This window comes from Algibacter agarivorans (assembly GCF_039543245.1).
Lineage (GTDB): Bacteria > Bacteroidota > Bacteroidia > Flavobacteriales > Flavobacteriaceae > Algibacter_G > Algibacter_G agarivorans.
The window spans coordinates 34,998-57,380 of record NZ_BAABJJ010000043.1 but is presented as its reverse complement, the minus strand read 5'-3'; the positions used below and the strand labels follow the sequence as shown (position 1 = coordinate 57,380).

Genomic DNA, 22,383 nt, shown 5'->3' with positions numbered 1-22,383 from the left:
TTTGTTTATTCTAATTTACGAATTATATCGCTGATTTACAAGTATTTGTGTGTATCTGAAAGTGCCTAATTAAAGTGACTAAAACAAAAAACGCGAAGCATCTGCTTCGCGTTTTTATATATAATTTTAAAATAAAAATTTAATCGGCTAGAACAATCACTTTATTGTTTTTCATTTCTAAAGTTCCAGAGTTAATCTTTAGTAAAGTTGTCCCTTTGTCTCCTTTGGTGAATTTATCTTGAACCTCTTCGTCTAATTCAATATTTCCAGAGATTTTTACAACCCCTTCTTTTAATAAAGAAACAATAGGCGCGTGATTATTTAACATTTCAAAGTCACCGTTAACTCCAGGAACATAAATGCTAGTTACTTCTCCGCTAAATAAAGTGGCTTCAGGTGATACAATTTCTAAATACATAGTAAAACTTGTTTTACTACCCTGAATTTATTTCAGGGTCTGTTTAATGTTATTCAAGGTTCAATTTAAAAGATGCTGAAATAAATTCAGCACTTGCTTCGGCTATGCCTCGGCAAGCATTTTATCTCCAGCCTCAATAGCTTCTTCAATGGTTCCTTTAAGGTTAAATGCTGCTTCTGGTAAGCGGTCTAATTCGCCATCCATAATCATATTAAAACCTTTAATAGTTTCTTTAATATCAACTAATACACCAGGAATACCAGTAAATTGCTCAGCTACGTGGAACGGTTGAGATAAGAAACGTTGTACACGTCTTGCTCTACCTACAGCTAATTTATCTTCTTCAGATAATTCTTCCATACCAAGAATAGCAATAATATCTTGTAATTCTTTGTAACGTTGTAATAACTCTTTTACGCGTTGCGCACAAGCATAATGTTCTTGTCCTAAAATATCAGCAGTTAAAATTCTTGACGTAGAATCTAACGGGTCAACCGCTGGATAAATACCTAACTCAGCAATTTTACGTGATAATACTGTTGTTGCATCTAAGTGAGCAAAAGTTGTAGCAGGAGCAGGATCCGTTAAATCATCCGCAGGTACGTAAACCGCTTGTACAGATGTAATAGAGCCTCTTTTTGTTGAAGTAATACGCTCTTGCATCGCACCCATCTCTGTTGCTAATGTTGGTTGGTAACCTACCGCAGAAGGCATACGTCCTAATAATGCAGATACCTCAGAACCAGCTTGTGTAAAACGGAAGATATTATCTACAAAGAAAAGAACATCTTTTCCTTGTCCTTCACCAGCACCATCACGAAAATATTCAGCAATAGTTAAACCTGATAATGCAACACGTGCACGTGCTCCAGGAGGCTCATTCATTTGTCCGAATACAAACGTTGCTTTTGATTCTTTCATTTTAGATTTATCAACTTTAGATAAATCCCATCCACCATCTTCCATAGAATGCATAAAATCATCACCATAACGGATAATTCCAGATTCTAACATCTCTCTTAAAAGGTCATTTCCTTCACGAGTTCTTTCGCCTACTCCAGCAAATACTGATAAACCACCGTGACCTTTTGCTATATTGTTAATCAACTCTTGAATTAATACTGTTTTACCTACACCAGCACCACCAAATAAACCAATTTTACCACCTTTTGCATAAGGCTCAATTAAATCGATTACCTTAATACCTGTAAATAAAACTTCAGTAGAGGTTGATAAATCTTCAAACTTAGGGGCTTGACGGTGAATTGGTAACCCAGCTTTTCCAGCTTTAGGTAAATTTCCAAGACCATCAATAGCATCTCCAATTACATTAAACAAACGTCCATAAACATCATCTCCAATCGGCATTTGAATAGGAGCTCCTGTTGCAGTAACTTCTGTTCCTCTACTTAAACCATCTGAAGAATCCATAGCAACAGTACGTACAGTATCTTCACCAATGTGAGACTGTACTTCTAATACTAACAAAGAACCATCAGGTCTTTTAATTTCTAAGGAATCATAAATTTTTGGAAGTTCTGAACCTGCACTGAATGCAACATCAATAACCGGTCCTACTATTTGTGCAACTTTACCTGTAACTTTAGCCATTACCTATTTGTTTAATATTATGCGTTTTAATTCTAAGAAAACACTTCAAGTTTTCGCGTGCAAAGATATATTTTTTAATTTAAAATGAAAGTTGTTTTTAAAGCTTTTTTATTCCAAAAAAAACACCTTCTATTAGAAGGTGTTTTAAAATTGTATTTTATCATAAATTCTTTTTAGAAATAATTAATTGTTTATGGTCCAAGAGATAAAATATTGGGATCCAATATATGGAGATCCAACAGCACTTTGATATTCTTTTCCTCCTAAATTAGTTCCTCCAATTTTGAATGTAGATTTCATGGAAGGCACTGAATAGTTTATTTGAGCATCAACTACTGTTCTTGCAGATATCATAGCATTGGCTATACCAGCTTGCCAGAAATATTTATCACTCCAACGACCATTAATATTGAATCCGAAGTTTTTAAATAATTCAGGATTCCCTAATGATACTTTAACTTTATGTTCGGGTGTATTAAATCCTGCACTAAAATCTGGATCAGTTGATTGATCAAAATCTAATTTTGCATATGTGTAATTTACTCCAAAATCAAATTCTTTAGCAATTTTTGTAGATAAACCAATAACACCTCCATAGGAACTTATGTCTGCTGACGAATTTGTATATACGTTAAAAACTTTATAGTTTCCTGTTGCAATATCAATAACCCCTGATGCATCAGTTACCGAACCAGTTTTTGGTGTAACAACAAATTTTTGAGCACTAAAGTTGTCATAAGTGTTATAATAGGCGTTAAAATCAACGGTTAAAAAACTTATTTTACCACGATATCCAACATCAACTGCTGTAACTTTTTCTTGTTCAGCAAGAGGTGTAATACCTGTGCCATTTACAGGATTTAAAGATGTGGTACCTCCGCTAGCTCCAAATGCTTGTAATGAAGTTAATGTATAAGAATTGGAATATGCATCTCTTCCTGTTAAAGTTGTATTAGGTAATCTTCTATCTAAATTATCAGGAGCGGCTCCTACTAGAATTGCTCTACCAACATCAAACCCAATAAATAGCGCTTGTGTATCTGGATTTCTAAACCCTGTTTGTAAGGAAGCCCTAAAATTATGTTGTTTATTTTCTCCAGCGGCATATACTAAAGAAAGTCTTGGAGAGTAGCTACCATCAAAAAACTCATTTTTATCATAACGTATTGAAGCTGTTATTTTTAATCGGTCATCCATCAATTTTTTAATGCCTTGTAAATAAGCGCCATATTCGCTATAATCTATCGATCCATCGTAATCTGTAAACACAGTACCACTAGAATTCAATGAGTATTGTCTGTATTGTCCACCAATTTGTAAATCTATAACATTGTTTAGTAAATCTTTAAAATTGTAATTTCCTTCAGCAACATTCATTTTAGATTCGTCTACTAATTTAGAACCAGTTGAGATGTTAGGATCATTTGTAACTTTATTAAAAAGAGATATAAATTCAGGAGTTCCTGGTTGCGGTGTATAATTAGCATCTGCAAAAACTCTTGCACCTGCATGTAATTGAGACTGAGCAGCAGGGTCACCTGGGTTTCCACCACCACCTAATATTTGTCCAGCGCCTTGTGCATAAGCCGCTGCATAAGCACCAAACCATTCTGAAGCTCCTACTTTATTCATGTTAATTCCTGTAAAACGCATGTCATATGAGTCACCAGCATTTTCTATAGTTGTATAGCCTCTAAGGAAAAAATTATCACCTCTAAATTCTAATTTGTGCTGTTGCAAGGCGAAATCTTTTATGGCATATCTATTAGAACCTTGGTATATTGATGAGCCTTTTCCTATTTTAGAACTCCAAATAACTTCTGTGTTGTTTCCAAAAGGTCTGTAGTTTAAGGTAAAGTAGGCCTTTATACTTTCAGCTTTATAGTCGGTTAAATCAGATTCTTTGTAGCCTGTTCTTGCTACATTTACAGCTGGAACTAATGCACTTGCACCTGTTGGTAAAATTCCATTAGCTTCTAAAAATTGAGCAACTTCATTTAGGTTTTGTGGTTGACCAGTTCCATTTGCTGCTAAAGCTACTTCGTCTCCATATATATTTAATCCATCATGAGCAGGTCCTGATCTAAAAGGGGTTATAGCATCTGCTGTTCCTACTGCTCCTAGTGTATATTGGTTGTTATCTGATGCAAACCAATCAGTACCTCTTAAATAAGAAAATGACGCTTTTGCTGCAAATTTATCACTAAATGCATGCGCAGCACGAAATCCAAAATCATGAAATTGATTATCTCCAGCTTCATCCTGTATCGTCAATCCTGTTTTAACATAAGCACTTACTCCTTGATGTAAAAATGGGTCTTTGCTAGTCATGAATAAAATGCCATTAAAGGCATTGGCACCATAAAGAGCTGAAGAGGCACCTGGTAATATTTCTACGCTACTTATATCCAGTTCGCTTAATCCTAATATGTTACCTAAAGCAAAATTTAATCCTGGTAGTGAGTTATCCATACCATCAACGAGTTGAACAAATCGTGTATTAGCAAAAGTCGCAAATCCACGTGTATTAACAGCATTAAAAGTTAAACTTCCTTTATTGACATCTACCCCTTTTAAATTTTCCAAACTTGAATAAAAGTCAGGTGTGGTTGCAAATTGAATGTCTTTAGCATCAAATCTTTCAATAGTAACTGGAGATTCTCTAACACTTTCAGGTGTTCTGGACGCTGAAATTACAATTTCATCTAAAGACGTACCTTCATTAAGTATGAAAGTCAAGAATTGATTGCTTGAAATTACTTGTTCTTGAGCAGACTCAAAACCAACACTACTTGCTTGAACTGAAAAAGGAGGGTCTTGATCGTAAGTTAGTGTAAAATTACCATCGAAATCGGTAACAGTACCTGTTGAGGTTCCAAGAATAATAATATTTGCTCCAGGAATAGGCTGGTTATTATCATCGACTACTGAGCCAGTTATAGTTGTTTGTGAAAATGATAAACCACAAAACAACAGCATTAAAAAGGGGAGAATTGTCTTCATTTAGTAATTAAAGTTTAAGTTTAATAACAAGATAATATAAAAACTGATATTATCCTATTGGCTAAAAATATAAAAAAATTATGCACGCATAGTATATTTTAACAAAAAATCTTACGGTTTATTGTCAAATAGGCAAAAAATAGGGGGTAAAAGTAAAAATTGCCATGTTTCACATTAAAACATGGCAATTTTTAAAATATTTATTAAAGTAATTTTTTTACTCTACAGTTACAGATTTTGCTAGATTTCTTGGTTGGTCTACATTTTTATCTAACATAACTGCTATATGGTATGATAATAATTGCAAAGGAATAGTGGTAAGTAAAGGTGATAGTGATTCTAATGTCTCTGGAACTTCAATGACATGGTCAGCTAGTGCTCTAACTTGCGTATCTCCTTCAGTTACAATACCTATAATTTTTCCTTTTCTAGATTTTATTTCCTGGATATTACTAACCACTTTTTCGTAATGTCCTTTTTTTGTTGCTATGACAACAATTGGCATGTTTTCATCTATCAAAGCAATAGGGCCATGCTTCATTTCTGCTGCTGGATAACCTTCTGCATGTATATACGAAATCTCTTTTAATTTAAGTGCACCTTCTAAGGCTACTGGGAAATTGTATCCTCTTCCTAAGTATAGAAAATTACTAACGCCTTTATAAACATTAGCAATGGTTTTAATGTTGGCATCAGATTTTAATGCTTTTTCAACTTTCTTAGGAATCATTTCTAGTTCTAATAAATGCTGACGGAAATCTGAGCTGCTAATAGTGCCTTTTGCTCTAGCTAATCTTAATGCGATTAATGTTAATACGGTAATTTGAGTGGTAAATGCTTTTGTTGATGCTACACCTATTTCTGGTCCAGCATGTGTGTAAGCACCAGCATCAGATTCTCTTGCAATGGATGAGCCAACAACGTTACAAACTCCAAATACAAAAGCACCTTTAGATTTTGCTAGTTTAATAGCGGCTAAAGTGTCTGCGGTTTCACCAGATTGTGAAATGGCAATAACTACATCATTTTCATTAATAACTGGATTACGGTATCTGAATTCTGAGGCATATTCCACTTCTACAGGAATTCTTGCTAAATCTTCAAAAATATATTCAGCCACTAAACCTGCGTGCCATGATGTTCCACATGCTACTATAATAATACGATTGGCATTAAGAAACTTTTTCATGTTGTCTTCTACACCTGCCATTTTTATAATAGCTTCGTTTCTTAGCAACCTACCTCTATAGGTGTCTGTTATAGCTTTAGGTTGCTCGTGAATTTCTTTAAGCATGAAATGGTCAAAACCACCTTTTTCAATTTGCTCTAAATTGATTTGAAGTTTTTGAACGTAAGTATCTACCAAAGAATCATCTTTGATTTTTCTAATTTTTATGCCTTTATGAAATCTAATAACAGCCATTTCTTCATCTTCTAAATACACAGCATTTTTAGTGTATTCTAAAAAAGGAGAAGCATCACTAGCAATAAAAAACTCATCTTCATTTTCACCAATCCCAATAGCTAATGGACTTCCTAGACGTGCCACAACTACTTCTTCTGGTTTGTTTTTATCAAAAACGGCAATGGCATACGCGCCTATTACTTGGTTTAATGCAATTTGTACTGCTTTACCAAGTTTTACGTTTTGTTGTTTTTTTACATCTTCAATTAAATTGATAAGTACTTCTGTATCTGTATCGGATTGAAAAGTATAACCTCTAGAAATTAATTCTTGTTTAAGTGAATCGTAGTTTTCAATAATACCATTATGGATGATTACTAATTCGCCTGAGTTTGAAACATGGGGATGTGAATTGACATCATTCGGCACACCATGGGTTGCCCAACGTGTGTGTCCAATACCTACATTTCCGTTTTTAGTAATTTCTTTTTCAGAACGATTTTCTAAATCTACTACTTTCCCTTTTGTTTTAGAAACTTTAAGGTCTGTGCCATCAAATAGGGCAATTCCAGCACTGTCATATCCTCTATACTCTAATCGCTTAAGTCCTTCAATAATAATTGGGTAAGCTTCTCTGGGGCCAATATATCCTACAATTCCGCACATATTTTCTAAATTTAATTTTGGGGTTTTTATTTCAAAAACAAATATGTGAAATAAATGCTAATGAAAAACAATTATTATATGAAGTCCTTGTTTTATACGATGAAATTCAATTTTGAAAAATAAAAATAAATTTCATCGTATATGTGGAGCTAAATTGCTGATTTTAATTAGGTTCTGTGTAAAATATTTTTAATCTTATTTTCTTGCTTTTATTTTGTTCATTAGGATTGCTGCCATGTAAAATAGTCCCTCGTGGAGTTATTAGTGCTGAAGCTGGAATTGCCGTAACATTATCTGTACTATTTAAAATTTGAGCATTAGTAGTATAATTAACATTAGTAGATAATACTAAACCAATTTGTGTGTTGTAAATAGAATCTCGCAGTAAAATATTATTTAAATGTTCTGTTAGACGTATTTTATATTGACCTGTAATAGTATCTCTTTGACTTAAACTAATAATCTTAGAGCTAAACGCATTTTGAGCATTCTCAGTTGGGTCTATTTGATAATCTAAAGTTGGCGCGTTGTTTTTAGTATCATATGCGTAAATACGGTCATATTTGTGGAAATCAGCATCATAAGTGCCAAGTTCTATATCTTGATCTTCATAGATTTCTAAATGCGCTTCATTAATAAGTCTTTTTAAAACAAAATTTCCTGTGGTGTTGTCCATAATAAAGTCACCTTTGTCATCAGTTTGCCTGTAGTCCTTTAGAAAGTCCTCTAACTCATCAGGAGTATTATTAGAATTTGCGTCTTCATTTCCAAATAAATCAACAATAGCCATAGAACCTTCAGCGCCTTTTAAATAAAGCTTTTCATCACCTAAATCTTTATTAGGAACTGGAAACGTAACCTTATTATAATCATTTATAAAGGTGTTAAGCCTATTTCCTGAGAAATTTAGGGCATATGTAGATTGTGTTCGAGCATCCGTTTCACCTGAGGTGTAATAAATAGCAATATTCGCATTAGCAGATGCTAAATTCACTAAAAACAGATTGCCATCGCCAACAACAGTTTCTTCAACTTTAAAGTATAAACCTCTAAAGTAATTTTTAAAGTTATTGGCATTGCTGAGTTCGGGGTGGTCTTGTTTGTTTATAATTGTTGTTTCCCAAAAAGTATTATTTTCTAATACAACCCTTAAAGCAGGAACGGATCTTGTTTTAACTTCATCGTCACCAGTACCTGTAGTAGTAATGATGGCTGTAGCACTAGGTTTAAATTCTTTTTCAAGAAGTAGTTCTCCTATATGGTCGTCAAAATTAATTGTGCTAGAACCATTAAGCGCAGAATTTTTACCACTACCTGCATTAGAATAATAGTTTTGAGCACTATTATCTGTTGTGTTCGGGTCAAAATCTCTTAAAAAATACTTGTTTTGATAAATGCTAAGTTTGATGTCTGCATCGGGATTTCCGTATAAAGAATCTAAAGTATATATAGTATTCCCGTCACCATCAACTCCTGTTGCAGTGCTGTAATAAGGGATGCTTATAACAACTGAATCGATAACTGGTGTAACACCAAAATTTGGACTAAAAGTCGTTGGAGTTACTTGAGTAACAATACTAGCTGTAGTTAGTCCATATGCAGGGTCATCAAAAACACCAAGTAAGTTAGATGCTAAGTTGTTGATTTGCACAGCGTTTAAGGTTTTGTTATATGCGGAAATAGAAATTGTATCTATACTCGTTAAAAAATTTGCATTTCCTTTTCCAAGAACATCACTATCAATAATATTAAAATCTTTATCGCATGCAATAAAAGATGATATAAATAATAGGAAAACAATAGATAATTTAAGGGCTTTAATCGTCTTTTTCATATATATTGAATGAATATAATAGTTTAGCCTAAAACAGTATTATTAAAAAATGCTGTGTAAGCTTCACCAAATTCATCTTTACTTTTATATTCTAAAATAGGTTTATCAGATGCTTTTAAATAGGTGTCTAAGTCATCCGGGATGTTTTCAGACCCAACAATTAAAGCGTCTGAATAATCAATAGCAACTTTCATTAAGTTAGTATACGATGGATCTTCCAGTGTTTTAATGGCATCGTCATCAATATTGTCAAATTTAATTTTGTTGACCATGTCTTTGTTTAACGTGTCATCAAAACTTTGATTGTATATTGATGTCACTATTTTGCTTTCATTAAACAATGGTTCGTCTTTGTAATATTCTTTTAAATAAAGAGGTAATAAAGAAGCTAACCAACCATGAACATGTATGATATCTGGTGCCCAATTCAATTTTTTAACAGTTTCAATAACGCCTTTTGCAAAGAATATAGCACGTTCATCATTATCAGAAAATAATTTACCATCTTCATCAGTTAATGTTGCTTTTCTTTTGAAATACTCATCGTTATCAATAAAATATACTTGAATCCGTTCTTTAGGAATAGATGCTACTTTGATGATAAGAGGCATGTCCAAGTCATTTATAACTAAATTGATACCAGATAATCTTATGACTTCGTGTAATTGATGTCTTCGTTCATTAATATTGCCGTATCGAGGCATGAAGATTCTGATTTGCCCACCTTGTTGATTCACCAATCTCGGTGCTTCAAAAGCTGCAGACGAAATTTCGGTTTCTGGTAAATAAGGAACTACTTCAGATGATACATATAATATCCTCTTATCTTTCATATGTTTGTTTTTGTTGACTTTTAATGACTTAACATCATTAGAAATTATTAACGTCTTTTTAATGAGAGATTTTGAAAAACTTACACTAAATAAGCTTCTGCTTCAGAAAACTCTAAATAAAAATCACGCAAAAGTACAAAATTTTATGCAAATTGCTTGTAAAATCTTAAGTTTGCACGCGTTAATTTTTTATTAAAAAGTGGAAGTTTACTCAGAAAAACAGCAAATTAGAGCAGCAATTGATGCTTTAAAATCAAAAAACCTAACATTAGGCTTAGTTCCTACCATGGGTGCATTGCATGACGGGCATTTGCAATTAGTGAAAAAAGCATTGGCAAATAATGATAAAGTTGTTGTTAGTGTTTTTGTGAACCCCACGCAATTTGATAATAACGAAGACTTGGTTAAATATCCAAGAACTTTAGAAAAGGACATTGCCCTATTAAAAACAGTAAGTAGGAACGATATTTTGGTTTATACACCTACTATCGAAGATATTTATGAAGGTAATACAGTATCTGAAAATTTCGATTTTGATGGTTTGGAATTTGAAATGGAAGGAAAGTTTAGGCATGGTCATTTTGATGGTGTAGGTACTATTGTAAAACGTTTTTTTGAGATTGTTAAACCACATCAAGCTTATTTTGGAGAAAAGGATTTTCAGCAGCTAGCCATCATTAAAAAACTCGTTGAAAAGCATGATATTCCTATAACTATTGTAGGTTGTAAGATACATCGCGAGGCTAATGGTTTAGCCATGAGTTCTCGTAATACAAGATTGAAACCAGAGTATAAAAAGGCAGCTCCTTTTATTTTTAAAACTTTAAAAACTGCCAAAGAACTTTTTGGCACAAAAAGTGCTAACAAAATTATAGAATGGGTTGAAAAACAGTTTGCTAATCATGATTTATTAGAGTTAGAATATATCATTATTGCGGATACCGAAACCTTAAAGCCAGTTAAACGAAAATCTAACCAAAAATCTTATAGAGCATTTATTGCAGTATATGCAGATGATATTAGACTCATTGATAATATCGCTCTAAATTAATTATCTTTGCCACATGCAAATTCAAGTAGTAAAATCTAAAATCCATAGAGTTAAATGCACGGGTGCAGAACTCAACTATATAGGCAGTATAACCATTGATGAAGACTTAATGGAGGCAGCCAGCATTATACAAGGCGAAAAAGTTCAAATTGTAAATAATGACAATGGCGAGCGTTTAGAAACGTATTGTATTCCTGGGCCACGAAATAGTGGTGAAATTACACTTAATGGTGCCGCAGCTAGAAAAGTTTCTGTAGGCGATACACTTATTTTAATTACTTATGCGTTTATGAGTATAGAAGAAGCGAAAGTGTTTAAACCATCGTTAGTGTTTCCTGATGAAGCCACAAACTTGTTAAAATAAACTTTTGAATAGAAAAACAAAAAACATACTAAAGATTACGCTCCCATTATTATTGGGAGTTTTTTTGGTTTGGTATTCACTGTCTAAAGTATCTGTTGAAGAATTATTGATTTATGCTAAAAATGCGGATTATAAATGGATATTTCTTGGTGTATTTTTAGGGCTTTTAAGTCATTTGTCTAGAGCTTACAGATGGTTGTTTATGTTAGAGCCCATGGGTTACAAAATTAAGTTTGGGAATAGTACAATGGCTGTTTTTGCTACGTATTTAATAAATTATACCATCCCAAGAGCGGGCGAAGTAGCCAGAGCATCTATAATTACAAACTACGAAGACGTGCCTTTTGAAAAGGGCTTTGGTACTATTGTAGCAGAACGTATTGCAGATATGATTGTTATGCTTGGGATAATTGGCATCACACTCTTTCTGCAATTCGATTTTATTTATACCTTTCTTATTGAAAAATTCAATCCAACAAAAATTCTGATGGCTCTTTTTGTGGTTGCCTTGTTACTCATTTTCTTTTTAAGGTTTATAAGGAAAAGTAATTCTAAAATAGCGTTAAAAATAAGAACTTTTGTAAATGGTTTAATTGAAGGCGCATTAAGTATATTCAAAATGAAAAAGAAGTGGGCCTTTATTTTTCATACACTATTTATTTGGGGGATGTATTTACTTATGTTTTATGTTACATCTTTGGCTATTGACGAACTAGATGGTATTTCAGCAGGCGCCATTTTAATAGGTTTTATTTCGGCAAGTTTTAGTATTGCAGCTACTAATGGGGGTATTGGTTCGTATCCAATAGCCATTTATGCTGCGTTTTCAATTTTTGGAATCGCAGAAGACCCTAGTATTGCCTTTGGATGGATTATGTGGGCATCACAAACCCTTATGATTATTATTTTTGGTGGTTTGTCCCTTATCTACTTGCCTATTTACAATAGAAAAAAATCGCAATAAGCTTCAATTATAAGTCAGAGAGATGCTTTTATTTCCCTTTTAAGCCACAGAGTCTTGTAATCTATGTTATTCGTGGCTCAATTTTCTTTGTGAAACAAAGTGTGCTTTAGTACTGGTTTCAATACTCTACTTTATTGAATTGTTATCCACATATTTATTATCTTGCCAATATCAAAATTTCAAAATCATTTATTTAAAATGAAGCATTTAGGTTCCTTTTTATTACTTCTAATCACCACACACTTTACCGAAGCCCAAGTTAAATATGAAACTATTGAATCTACAAAAATAGGAGAAGAACGTCAATTAAAAATTCAATTACCAAGAGGTTATAATTCTAATGAAGATAAAAGCTATCCACTTTTCATTGTCCTAGATGGCGATTATATGTTTGAAGCAGTAGCTGGAAATGTTGATTATTATTCCTATTGGGAAGATATGCCCGAAGCCATTATTGTTGGTATTAACCAAATAGATAAACGATTTGATGATTGCATGTATTCTGAGCAAAACTCGTTACCTATTGAAACAGGCGCTTCTTTTTTTGAGTTTATTGGTATGGAATTGATTCCTTACATTGAAAAAACATATAGAACAGGTAATTTTAAAGTTGCTGTAGGTCATGGCGAAACCGCAAATTTTATTAATTATTATTTGCTAAAACCAAAGCCATTATTTCAAGGCTATATATCGGTTAGCCCGGAATTAGCACCGGATATGATAGATTATCTTCCAGAAGCATTAAGTAAGATTGAATCTAAAATATTTTACTATTTAGCAAATACAACTAATGATGGGGCTTCTGTAAAAAAGATGACAAGTGCATTAAATACGGATATTTCGGCTTTAGAAAACGAAAATTTAGTATTCGATTTTGATAGTTTTGATGGCCCTTCTCACTATTCTGTACCAACGCACGCCATTCCAAATGCTATAGAAAGTATTTTTCAAGTGTTTCAACCTATTTCAAAAAAGGAATATAAGGAAACTATTCTTGAATTAGAGATATCGCCAGTACTTTACCTTCAAGAAAAATATCAAGCAATTAATGATTTGTTTGGTATTGAAAAGAAAGTATTAATCAACGATTTTAAAGCCATATCTGCAGCTATTGAAAAAAACGAATTGTATGAGTATTATGAAGAATTAGGTAAAATAGCAAGAAAAGCATATCCAGAAACTATGCTAGGAACGTATTATATTGCTCGTTTTTATGAAGAAACTGGAGATCCTAAAAAAGCAATGCGCACCTATCAATCGGCTTACACCTTAGAGGAAATTGCAGGCCTTTCAAAAGATTTAATGTTAGAGAAAGCTGAATTAATTAAAGAAGATTTTGGGTATTAAAAATGAAATTCCAAATCTCAAACTCTAAATTCCAAAACAATTAAATGGCTAAAGTAAAAACCACTTTTTTTTGTCAAAACTGCGGCTCTCAATATGCTAAATGGCAAGGGCAATGCAATGCATGTAAAGAATGGAATACCATTGTTGAAGAAGTTATTCAGAAACCTGAAAAGAGCGATTGGAAATCGCCAACTTCAACCGTAAAAAAAGCATCAGTTCCATTACGAATTAAGGATATTGATGTTTCAAAAGAACCTCGATTAGATACTTTTGATGGTGAATTTAATCGCGTTTTAGGTGGTGGCATTGTGCCAGGCTCTTTAACCCTTTTAGGTGGCGAACCGGGAATAGGAAAGAGCACATTATTGCTTCAGATTTCATTAAAATTACCTTATAAAACCTTATATGTTTCTGGTGAAGAAAGTCAGAAACAAATCAAAATGCGAGCAGAACGCATCAATCCAGAAAATAACAATTGTTATATATTAACGGAAACTAAAACTCAAAACATCTTCAAACAAATCGCTTCGCTCCAACCTGACATAGTAATTATTGACTCTATACAGACCTTGCATAGCGACTATATAGAGTCATCTTCCGGAAGTATTTCGCAAATTAAAGAATGTGCCACAGAACTTATAAAATTCGCTAAAGAAACAGCTACTCCAGTTTTACTGATTGGACATATCACTAAAGATGGTAACATTGCAGGGCCAAAAATTTTGGAGCATATGGTGGATACCGTTCTACAGTTTGAAGGGGACCGAAATCATGTGTTTCGAATTTTAAGAGCCCACAAAAACCGTTTTGGCTCTACTAATGAATTAGGGATTTACGAAATGCAAGGTTCTGGGCTTAGAGAAGTTTCTAATCCTTCAGAAATTTTAATTTCCAAAAAAGATGAAGACCTTTCGGGTAATGCCATAGCGGCAACTTTGGAAGGGATGCGCCCATTAATGATTGAGGTACAAGCATTGGTAAGTACAGCGGTTTATGGAACGCCACAACGTAGCGCTACGGGTTTTAATGCCAAACGCCTTAATATGTTATTGGCTGTTTTAGAAAAGCGGGCTGGCTTTAGACTTGGGGCAAAAGATGTGTTTTTAAACATAACAGGAGGTATAACTGTGGATGATCCTGCTATAGATTTAGCGGTGGTGGCATCCATTTTATCCTCAAATGAAGATGTTGCTTTACAAAAAGATTTTTGTTTTGCTGCTGAGGTTGGGCTTTCAGGTGAAATTAGACCGGTGCAACGTGTGGAACAACGTATTTTAGAAGCAGAAAAATTAGGATTTTCAACTATTTTTGTATCTAAATACAACAAAATTTTTTTAAAAAATACCGCTATTAAAATTCAATTAATTTCTAAAATTGAAGATTTGGTTGAAGCACTTGTTTAATATCTTAAAGGAAATTAATTTTAATTTCTACTGTTATGAATTCTTTTTTTATTAATCGACAAAATACATTTAATCGCTGAAAATATGTGTTTTAACGTGTTTTTATTAGTTTTTATCGATTTTTTATTATATTATTGTTGTATTATTGTATGATGTATGTGTAAATAGTATTACAACAAGTTGAATTATTCTCCCCTCAAGTTTAATTTCAAAACATTTTATTAAAAATATTTAAATAAAAATTTTAATAAAGGAAAAACATATTAATTATGACTTCACTGTTTTGGCAGTATCTAAAAGGCAGTGGGTTAAATTATAGGTGGATAACAAATTTTATGTATTTCATCAATTTTTTAAGCTAGGTTATAGTTAATATAAAGATTTAAATTGTATAACCAGCTGATAATAAGATAATTTTGATTTCCCCAAATCTATTAATTATGAAAACTAGAATCTACAAAATTTTCATTTCACTAACTCTATGTGCTACTAGTTTTAGTAACGCACAAACCTGTGAATCGTACGTTTTTAATCCCCCAACTATACCATCAATTTTTACATATACATTTACAGGTTCAGGATGGATAGACAGTTCTGGTAATCCAACTTCAGCTCCTTCTACCGTTAACGGATCGGATAGTGTTTGTATTTTGGCTGATAATAGTGATACCCTAGCTAATAGTGGTTTTAAAGGTACTTTTTATGTTGCTCCAGGTGTGACCTATTCTGGTACAATTTCTAATTTTAATGGTGCAGTTTTATTAATTGAAGGTCAAGCAGATTTTGCTGTTAATCCATCATTTCAAAATGCAGAGGTTTATGTTTATAATTCAGGGTATATTAATTTACGGGGAACTTTTAATCCAGCTGGTTCATCAAAAGTTTATAATTCAGGTGTTTTTAATATAGATGGAGATTTACAACTGGGCGGAAATGCTATTTTTGTTTCTTTTTATGAAAGTAAAACCTTAGTTAAGTTGAGCGCAAGTGTGGCTAGTGAATATGCTAATTGTGGTACTTTGGAAGTTATAGGGTCTTTGTCAACAGGTGGTTCTAGTGCATTAACAAATAATTGTTCAGTTTATATCCATTCAGATATGTCGTTAAATGCGGATTATACTAATGACGGATTGTTTGTTTTAGACGGTGTTTTAAATTTTGGTACAGCTAAATTTTTTAATAATGATACCATGTTGCTTAACGATATTCATTTAAGTAATGATGATTTAATAGGTAATGATGTTAACTCTTTTTTAATTGTTAGAAATAATGCAACACTCTCTAGTGGAGCAACGGTTACCGGGCATATGTATTATGATATTAATGATGGTGGTGGTTTTGATTCTGTTTGTGCTTCGTGTATTGAGGATATTGATGTGCTTTTAGATGTAACAATTCCAGCATCTACAGATCTTATATTAGAAGATTGTGGAGCAAATATTATAATAAACCCTGTTTTACTCCAATCAAAATTAGATTTTGATGGTGTTGATGATTATTTATCTACACCAGAATTTATAAATGGATTAAGTGCTGTTACACTAATGGCTTGGGTAAAAACAGATTCAGGTAATTCAACAGACATGACCATTGCTGGAGAAGATACGGGTTTTAAATTATGGTTGCAAAATGGAAAAACTCCTAAGTTTACTTTGAAAACTGCTGGAAATGCAGAAGTGTCTATAAATTGCAGTGCCATTAATTTTGATGAATGGCATCATATTACTGGAACTTATACTAGTGCTACAGGGATTATGTCGTTATTTATTGATGGTGATTTTATGACCTCTGTAAACGTAGGCAGTACAGGAGGTGTTATTGAAAACACGGTCTATTCAAATGGGAATTTTGAAGTTGGACGAACCACTAAAGTCGTAGCAAATAGAGAATATTTTAAAGGTGATATAGATGAAGTTAGAGTGTTTAATTCTTCACTAACAGAGAGTCAAATTCAAAGAATGGTTTATCAACAAATAGAGAACAATTCTGGATTAATTAAAGGGTCGATTATTGATAAAAACATAGATGATATAGTGACTAATTCTACAATTCCTTGGGCAAGCTTACTGGCTTATTATCCAATGACAGATATAATTTCATATGATAGAACTACTGATTATTCTAGTAATGATAGAATTACTAAGTTGCATAATATAACATCCATGCAACAGCAAACAGCACCGATGCCCTATGTTACTGCAAATGATGGTTCTTGGAGCACGGCATCCACTTGGAGGCATGGAGATGTTTGGGATATTGAGGATGTGGCAAATAATAAAGATTGGATTATATTACATATAAAAGATGATGTTTCGGCAAGCCATTCAACAAAAAGTTTAGGATTGGTTATTGATAGTGGAAAAACCTTAACGGTTAACGGTGACAATCTAGTGGAGAACAGCTGGTATTTAGAGTTGAACGGAACATTGGATTTAATGGATGATTCTCAATTAATACAGACTATAAACAGTGATTTGGTAACCTCTGCAACCGGTAAAGTGTTAAGGCGTCAAGAAGGAACGGCCAGTCCATACTGGTACAACTACTGGTCATCTCCAGTTGGAGCTTTATCGGCTTCGAGTTTAACGGATAATAATGCAGCGACTAATAATACAAACAACACAGAATTCAGCCTACAGATGATTAAAGACGATTCTGGGTTCAATTGCCAATTTACGTCAGGTTATACCGCAAACGGAAACATAAGTACCTATTGGTTGTACACGTTTATAAACGGAAAGACTTATTGGGATTGGGCACAGATATCTACATCAACAGCCTTGAAGTCAGGTGTTGGATATACCCAAAAAGGAACAGGGACAGTAGCTCCGGAACAACAATATATTTTTGAAGGCAAACCCAATAATGGTACTATATTTATCAATGTTGCGGATGTTGGCGGGCCAGGTTCGGTAACATCGGTATCAAAAACCGAATATTTATTAGGGAACCCATATGCATCAGCTATCGATATCCATAAATTTATAGATGATAATGCAGGAGTTATAGACGGCACCTTGCAATTATGGCAACAATGGAGCGGGACTTCTCATAACCTAAATGATTATAATGGCGGTTATGCCCAGGTAAACAAATTAGGGTCATGTAGAGCCTACCAATTCGTTGGCTTTTATGGCGCTAATAATGGCTCACAGGATGGCACGATAGTCCCAACAAGATACCTTCCGGTAGGTCAAGGGTTCATTACAGAAATTGTTGCAGATGGTACTGTGGAATTTAACAATAACCAACGTGTGTTTATTAAAGAAGCCGATGCAGATGGTACTTATAACAATGGCTCAACATTTTCAAAATCAGGAAACACTAAATCATCAAAAGGAAAAACTTCCAAAGAAAAAACGACGAGTGAAGATATGAAAAAAATTCGTTTAGAATTTAATTCTACATCAGGTCCCGAGACACGAAGAGAATTGCTTTTAGGATTTAGTGAAAAGACTTCAGATGGGTATGATTATGGCTATGATGCAGAATGCGACGAATTAAACAACAACGATTTGAATTTGAATTTGGAAGGTAAAAACATGAATATGCAAGCTTATAGTGCTATTACAGATGATAAAGCGGTGCCTTTGAATTTTAAATCATCTGGTGATAACGCCTTTGAGATTAAAATTTCAGAATTTGAACATATTGAAGAAGATCAAGCTGTTTTTTTGAAAGATAACCTAACAGGAATGTATTTCGATTTAACTGAAGGTACGGCTTATGGTTTTTCATCAGAACAGGGTGTGTTCAATAATAGGTTTGAGATTGTTTTCCAAAGCGAACAGCAGAGCTTGAGTACAGAAGAAGCAACAATTACAGAAAACTTCATTTATTATAAGAATACTGCCAACACGCTATATGTTAAAAAACTTAACAGCCCAGTGAGCAAACTGTCATTGATAAGTATGCGAGGGCTAGCTGTTTTAGAATTAACAAATGTTTCAAGTGAAAGGTTACAGAACGGATTGCAATTCACAAATATATCGACAGGCGCTTATGTGGTGTGTATGCGAACAGAGGCAAATGAAGTAATAACCAAAAAGATAATTGTGAATTGATATTTCAAAAAAAAAGTTAGTGTTAATATTCTTCTTTCAAAATAGCAATATCGTTAAGCAAGCGATTAATATCCTCAGAATTTGTGCCATCATAATAACCTCGAATTTGACGTTTCTTATCAATCAACATAAAATTTTCGGTATGTACCATATCAAAAGGACCACCGTCCCCATTGTCTTTTACAGCTAAATAGCTTTTGCGGGCCAGTTTGTAAATCTCTTTTTTATCACCAGTAACTAAGTTCCATTTTTTATCATTCACGCCTTTTTTTAAAGCATAACGTTTTAGTTGAGCCACGCTATCAATTTCTGGAGTTACGGAATGAGATAGCAGCATAACGTCATCATCATTTATAATTTCTTTTTGAATGTCTACCATGTTGCTAGTCATAATCGGACAAATGGTTTGGCATGTGGTAAAAAAGAAATCGACAACGTAAATTTTGTCTTTGTAATCGTTTTGGGTAATGGTTTTTCCATTTTGATTAGTAAGACTGAAATCTGCTATTTTATGATATTTTTTTTGATATTGAATCGTGCTATCCACAAGTTCTGTGCTTACCATGGTTGGTTGGTAAATAGGAAGTGGCTGGTAAACATTTAACGTATTGTATATTATTGAAATAATAACAATAGAAATTATTATAAAAACAATGGCAAAAATTTTGTAACCTTTAAAAAATGATAACATTTAATCTTATGAATTTAACAAATTCCGATAGTCAACCTAGGAATTTCTAATTATACCTTCCCTTTGGGGAGGTCAGCTTTGTGTTAACAAAGCTGGGTGGGGCAAAAATACAATGAAATTTAGATTTGCAGAATAGTATTGAAGCTTAAATTCATGTTAAAACTAATGGCATTCTACAATTGTCTTTTCAAAGTTGGTTTAAAACGTTACTTTTGTGCGATTATAAAAAAAATTGTAGATGTCAGTATTTTTAATAAAAGGCGGTCAGTTGCTATTGAGCCTTTCCATATTAGTTGTTTTACATGAGTTAGGACACTTTATACCTGCTAAAATATTTAAAACGCGAGTTGAAAAATTTTATCTGTTTTTTGATGTGAAGTTTTCACTTTTTAAAAAGAAAATAGGTGATACCGTTTACGGTATTGGTTGGTTGCCATTAGGAGGTTATGTGAAAATAGCTGGGATGATTGATGAAAGTATGGATACCGAGCAAATGGCTCAGGAGCCACAACCATGGGAATTTCGTTCAAAACCAGCATGGCAACGTTTAATTATTATGCTTGGCGGAGTTACCGTTAATTTTATTTTAGCCGTTTTCTTGTTTATGGTTATGCTTATGGTTTGGGGGACAAATTATACCGGAAAAGATGATGTAAAATACGGTTACGGAGTTACTAAAACATTAGAGAATTATGGGTTTCAACAAGGGGATAAAATTATTTCTGTAAATGGAAAACCTGTTGAAGAACTTACAATAAATATTAATAAAATTTTGATGTTTAGGAAAGTCGATAATGTGAAGGTAGAACATGTTAATGGCACTATTGAAGACATTAAACTTCCTGAAGATATTGGCACACAGCTTTTCGAAGCTGGAGATTTACCTGGGTTAGAAGCCCGTTCTCCGTTTCAAATAGATTCGGTTATAGCTGATTTTCCAGCTGCAAAAGCAGGGTTAAAAGCAAACGATAAAATTGTAGCAATAAATGGAGCACCCGTTAATTACTTTTCAGATTTTATTTATGGGTTGAAAAACAACATTAAAGACCATGCAGTCATAGAAGTTGAACGTAATAATGAAAAACTGGAATTATCTATTACACCGACTGAAGATAACAAAATAGGTGTTCTTACTACCAAAACAGATTTAGATTATATAAAGTTTAACCCTAGAAGCTATACACTTTCTGAAAGTATTTCGGGAGGAGCGAGCCAAGCTTATTGGGAAATCAAGGATTATTTAGCGCAGTTTAAATATATATTCACCAAAAAAGGAGCCTCACAAATTGGTGGGTTTGCTGCTATAGGGCAAATGTTTCCACCTGTGTGGAACTGGCAAGCATTTTGGTATTTAACCGCCTTTTTATCTATCATGCTAGGGGTTTTAAATTTATTGCCAATACCAGCGTTAGATGGTGGTCATGTGGCGTTTTTGCTATATGAAATGGTTTCTGGAAGAAAACCTGGAGACAAGTTTATGGAGTATGCCCAAATGGTAGGATTCTTTATTTTAATAGCTTTAGTTTTATTTGCTAATGGTAATGATATTTATAAAGCCATTTTTGGGTAAAATTTTTCAAAAAAATATTTGTAGTAATTAAAAAACAACATATATTTGCACTCGCTAAGTAAAAAGCACACTCCTTCTTAGCTCAGTTGGTTAGAGCATCTGACTGTTAATCAGAGGGTCCTTGGTTCGAGCCCAAGAGAAGGAGCAAAAAAAGTCCAGCAGCAATGTTGGACTTTTTTGTTTTTAATACTTTCCTGTTAAAACCTGCTTTTACTGCACTATTACATTTCACTTCAAATACCACCTGCCAAGTTATTTCATCACAAAAGGCATACTATTAGGTATACCAATATTTCTTCAAGGTGTACCATTTAACTATACACATTTCTTTTACAACGATAATAACATCAAACTTTTTAATAATGATGTAAGTCATTGTCAAGGTCTCCTTTATGGTTTAATTTAGAACATTTAATTCACTGGTACATCAACGCATATCCATTTGAGAAGTGAAAAATAGTATAACTGCCATAGCATGTATTGTCTTCATGATTGGTTTTGGCCAGGAGGATTACACGGTCAAAAGGGAGCACATGGTAAAAACGCAGCTAGAAGCAAGAGGTATAAAAGACGCTGCTACGCTTTTGGCGATGCAAAACGTTCCTCGGCATCTTTTTGTCCCCGAAAATAAGAAACCATATGCCTATACAGACGGTCCACTACCTATAGGAGAAGGTCAAACGATTTCCCAACCGTATATTGTCGCTTTTATGACTGAGGCACTGCAGTTAAAAGAAAGCGATAAGGTATTAGAAATAGGCACAGGTTCGGGATATCAAGCAGCCATTCTGGCAAAAATTGTTGATACTGTATATACTATTGAAATTGTAAAGCACTTGGCCTTTAAAGCCAAAGACCGATTGCAAGACTTAGGCTATGCCAATGTTAATGTAAAATGGGGTGACGGTTATTACGGCTGGCCTGCAAAAGCGCCTTTTGATGCTATTATCGTAACAGCAGGTGCCGACAGCATTCCCCAGCCCCTAATAGACCAATTGAAGATTGGTGGAAGAATGATCATACCTGTAGGGCAGTATAAATACGTGAGCCATTTGGTATTGATTACAAAAAAGAAAAATAAGATTACCCGGAAAAAATTAATACCTGTGCGATTTGTACCCTTTACCAGGGATAAGAAGCTTGGTGGCAACAAATAATA

The 22,383-nt window shown here is 33.6% G+C and carries 15 protein-coding genes and 1 tRNA gene; 9 read left to right on the top strand and 7 right to left on the bottom strand.

Features of this window, described 5'->3' with window-relative positions:
• Positions 1-139: 139 nt before the first annotated feature.
• The 6 genes from ABD935_RS15000 to ABD935_RS14975 form a co-directional block, all read right to left on the bottom strand.
• A complete protein-coding gene (locus ABD935_RS15000) occupies positions 140-418 on the bottom strand; it encodes a F0F1 ATP synthase subunit delta/epsilon (protein ID WP_345193413.1) in 279 nt (92 codons plus the stop codon).
• A 102-nt stretch (positions 419-520) separates the two neighbouring features.
• Positions 521-2,029, bottom strand: a complete 1,509-nt coding sequence (atpD, locus tag ABD935_RS14995; RefSeq protein ID WP_345193411.1) for a F0F1 ATP synthase subunit beta — start codon at positions 2,027-2,029, stop codon at positions 521-523.
• Positions 2,030-2,212: 183 nt separating this feature from the next.
• A complete protein-coding gene (locus ABD935_RS14990; RefSeq protein ID WP_345193409.1) occupies positions 2,213-5,032 on the bottom strand; it encodes a TonB-dependent receptor in 2,820 nt (939 codons plus the stop codon).
• 217 nt (positions 5,033-5,249) lie between these two features.
• Positions 5,250-7,103: a glutamine--fructose-6-phosphate transaminase (isomerizing) gene (gene glmS / locus ABD935_RS14985; protein WP_345193407.1), complete on the bottom strand. Its 1,854-nt coding sequence runs from the start codon at positions 7,101-7,103 to the stop codon at positions 5,250-5,252.
• A 163-nt stretch (positions 7,104-7,266) separates the two neighbouring features.
• Positions 7,267-8,937 (bottom strand): BamH family beta-barrel-assembly machinery protein, encoded by a 1,671-nt coding sequence (gene bamH, locus ABD935_RS14980; RefSeq protein ID WP_345193405.1) that lies wholly within the window; start codon positions 8,935-8,937, stop codon positions 7,267-7,269.
• 23 nt (positions 8,938-8,960) lie between these two features.
• The gene (locus tag ABD935_RS14975) at positions 8,961-9,770 is read right to left on the bottom strand and encodes a glycogen/starch synthase (RefSeq protein ID WP_345193403.1); all 810 of its coding nucleotides are present in this window, start codon (positions 9,768-9,770) and stop codon (positions 8,961-8,963) included.
• Positions 9,771-9,969: 199 nt separating this feature from the next.
• On the opposite strand from ABD935_RS14975, the gene panC reads away from it, so the two are divergent.
• From panC to ABD935_RS14945, 6 genes are all read left to right on the top strand, one after another.
• On the top strand, positions 9,970-10,821 hold the full coding sequence (gene panC, locus ABD935_RS14970; RefSeq protein ID WP_345193400.1) for a pantoate--beta-alanine ligase: 852 nt from the start codon (positions 9,970-9,972) through the stop codon (positions 10,819-10,821).
• Positions 10,822-10,834: 13 nt separating this feature from the next.
• Entirely contained in the window at positions 10,835-11,185 is a 351-nt protein-coding gene (panD, locus tag ABD935_RS14965; protein ID WP_345193398.1) for an aspartate 1-decarboxylase, read from the top strand.
• Between the two features lie 4 nt (positions 11,186-11,189).
• A complete protein-coding gene (locus tag ABD935_RS14960) occupies positions 11,190-12,149 on the top strand; it encodes a lysylphosphatidylglycerol synthase transmembrane domain-containing protein (protein ID WP_345193396.1) in 960 nt (319 codons plus the stop codon).
• Between the two features lie 198 nt (positions 12,150-12,347).
• Positions 12,348-13,496: an alpha/beta hydrolase gene (locus tag ABD935_RS14955; RefSeq protein ID WP_345193394.1), complete on the top strand. Its 1,149-nt coding sequence runs from the start codon at positions 12,348-12,350 to the stop codon at positions 13,494-13,496.
• Positions 13,497-13,540: 44 nt separating this feature from the next.
• Positions 13,541-14,899 (top strand): DNA repair protein RadA, encoded by a 1,359-nt coding sequence (radA, locus tag ABD935_RS14950; protein ID WP_345193392.1) that lies wholly within the window; start codon positions 13,541-13,543, stop codon positions 14,897-14,899.
• Positions 14,900-15,339: 440 nt separating this feature from the next.
• Positions 15,340-18,963 carry a LamG domain-containing protein gene (locus ABD935_RS14945; RefSeq protein ID WP_345193389.1) on the top strand — a complete coding sequence of 1,208 codons (3,624 nt, stop codon included), beginning with the start codon at positions 15,340-15,342 and terminating at the stop codon, positions 18,961-18,963.
• A gap of 22 nt (positions 18,964-18,985) precedes the next feature.
• Here the strand turns inward: ABD935_RS14945 and ABD935_RS14940 are convergent, their stop codons facing one another.
• On the bottom strand, positions 18,986-19,654 hold the full coding sequence (locus ABD935_RS14940) for an SCO family protein (protein ID WP_345193387.1): 669 nt from the start codon (positions 19,652-19,654) through the stop codon (positions 18,986-18,988).
• A 238-nt stretch (positions 19,655-19,892) separates the two neighbouring features.
• Here ABD935_RS14940 and rseP point away from each other — a divergent pair, with 238 nt between their 5' ends.
• The 3 genes from rseP to ABD935_RS14925 all read left to right on the top strand — a co-directional run bounded on the left by rseP (position 19,893) and on the right by ABD935_RS14925 (position 22,381).
• Positions 19,893-21,224 (top strand): RIP metalloprotease RseP, encoded by a 1,332-nt coding sequence (rseP, locus tag ABD935_RS14935; protein ID WP_345193384.1) that lies wholly within the window; start codon positions 19,893-19,895, stop codon positions 21,222-21,224.
• A 71-nt stretch (positions 21,225-21,295) separates the two neighbouring features.
• Positions 21,296-21,369: transfer RNA gene (locus ABD935_RS14930), tRNA-Asn, on the top strand.
• A gap of 388 nt (positions 21,370-21,757) precedes the next feature.
• Positions 21,758-22,381: a protein-L-isoaspartate(D-aspartate) O-methyltransferase gene (locus ABD935_RS14925; RefSeq protein WP_425550226.1), complete on the top strand. Its 624-nt coding sequence runs from the start codon at positions 21,758-21,760 to the stop codon at positions 22,379-22,381.
• Positions 22,382-22,383: the final 2 nt, after the last annotated feature.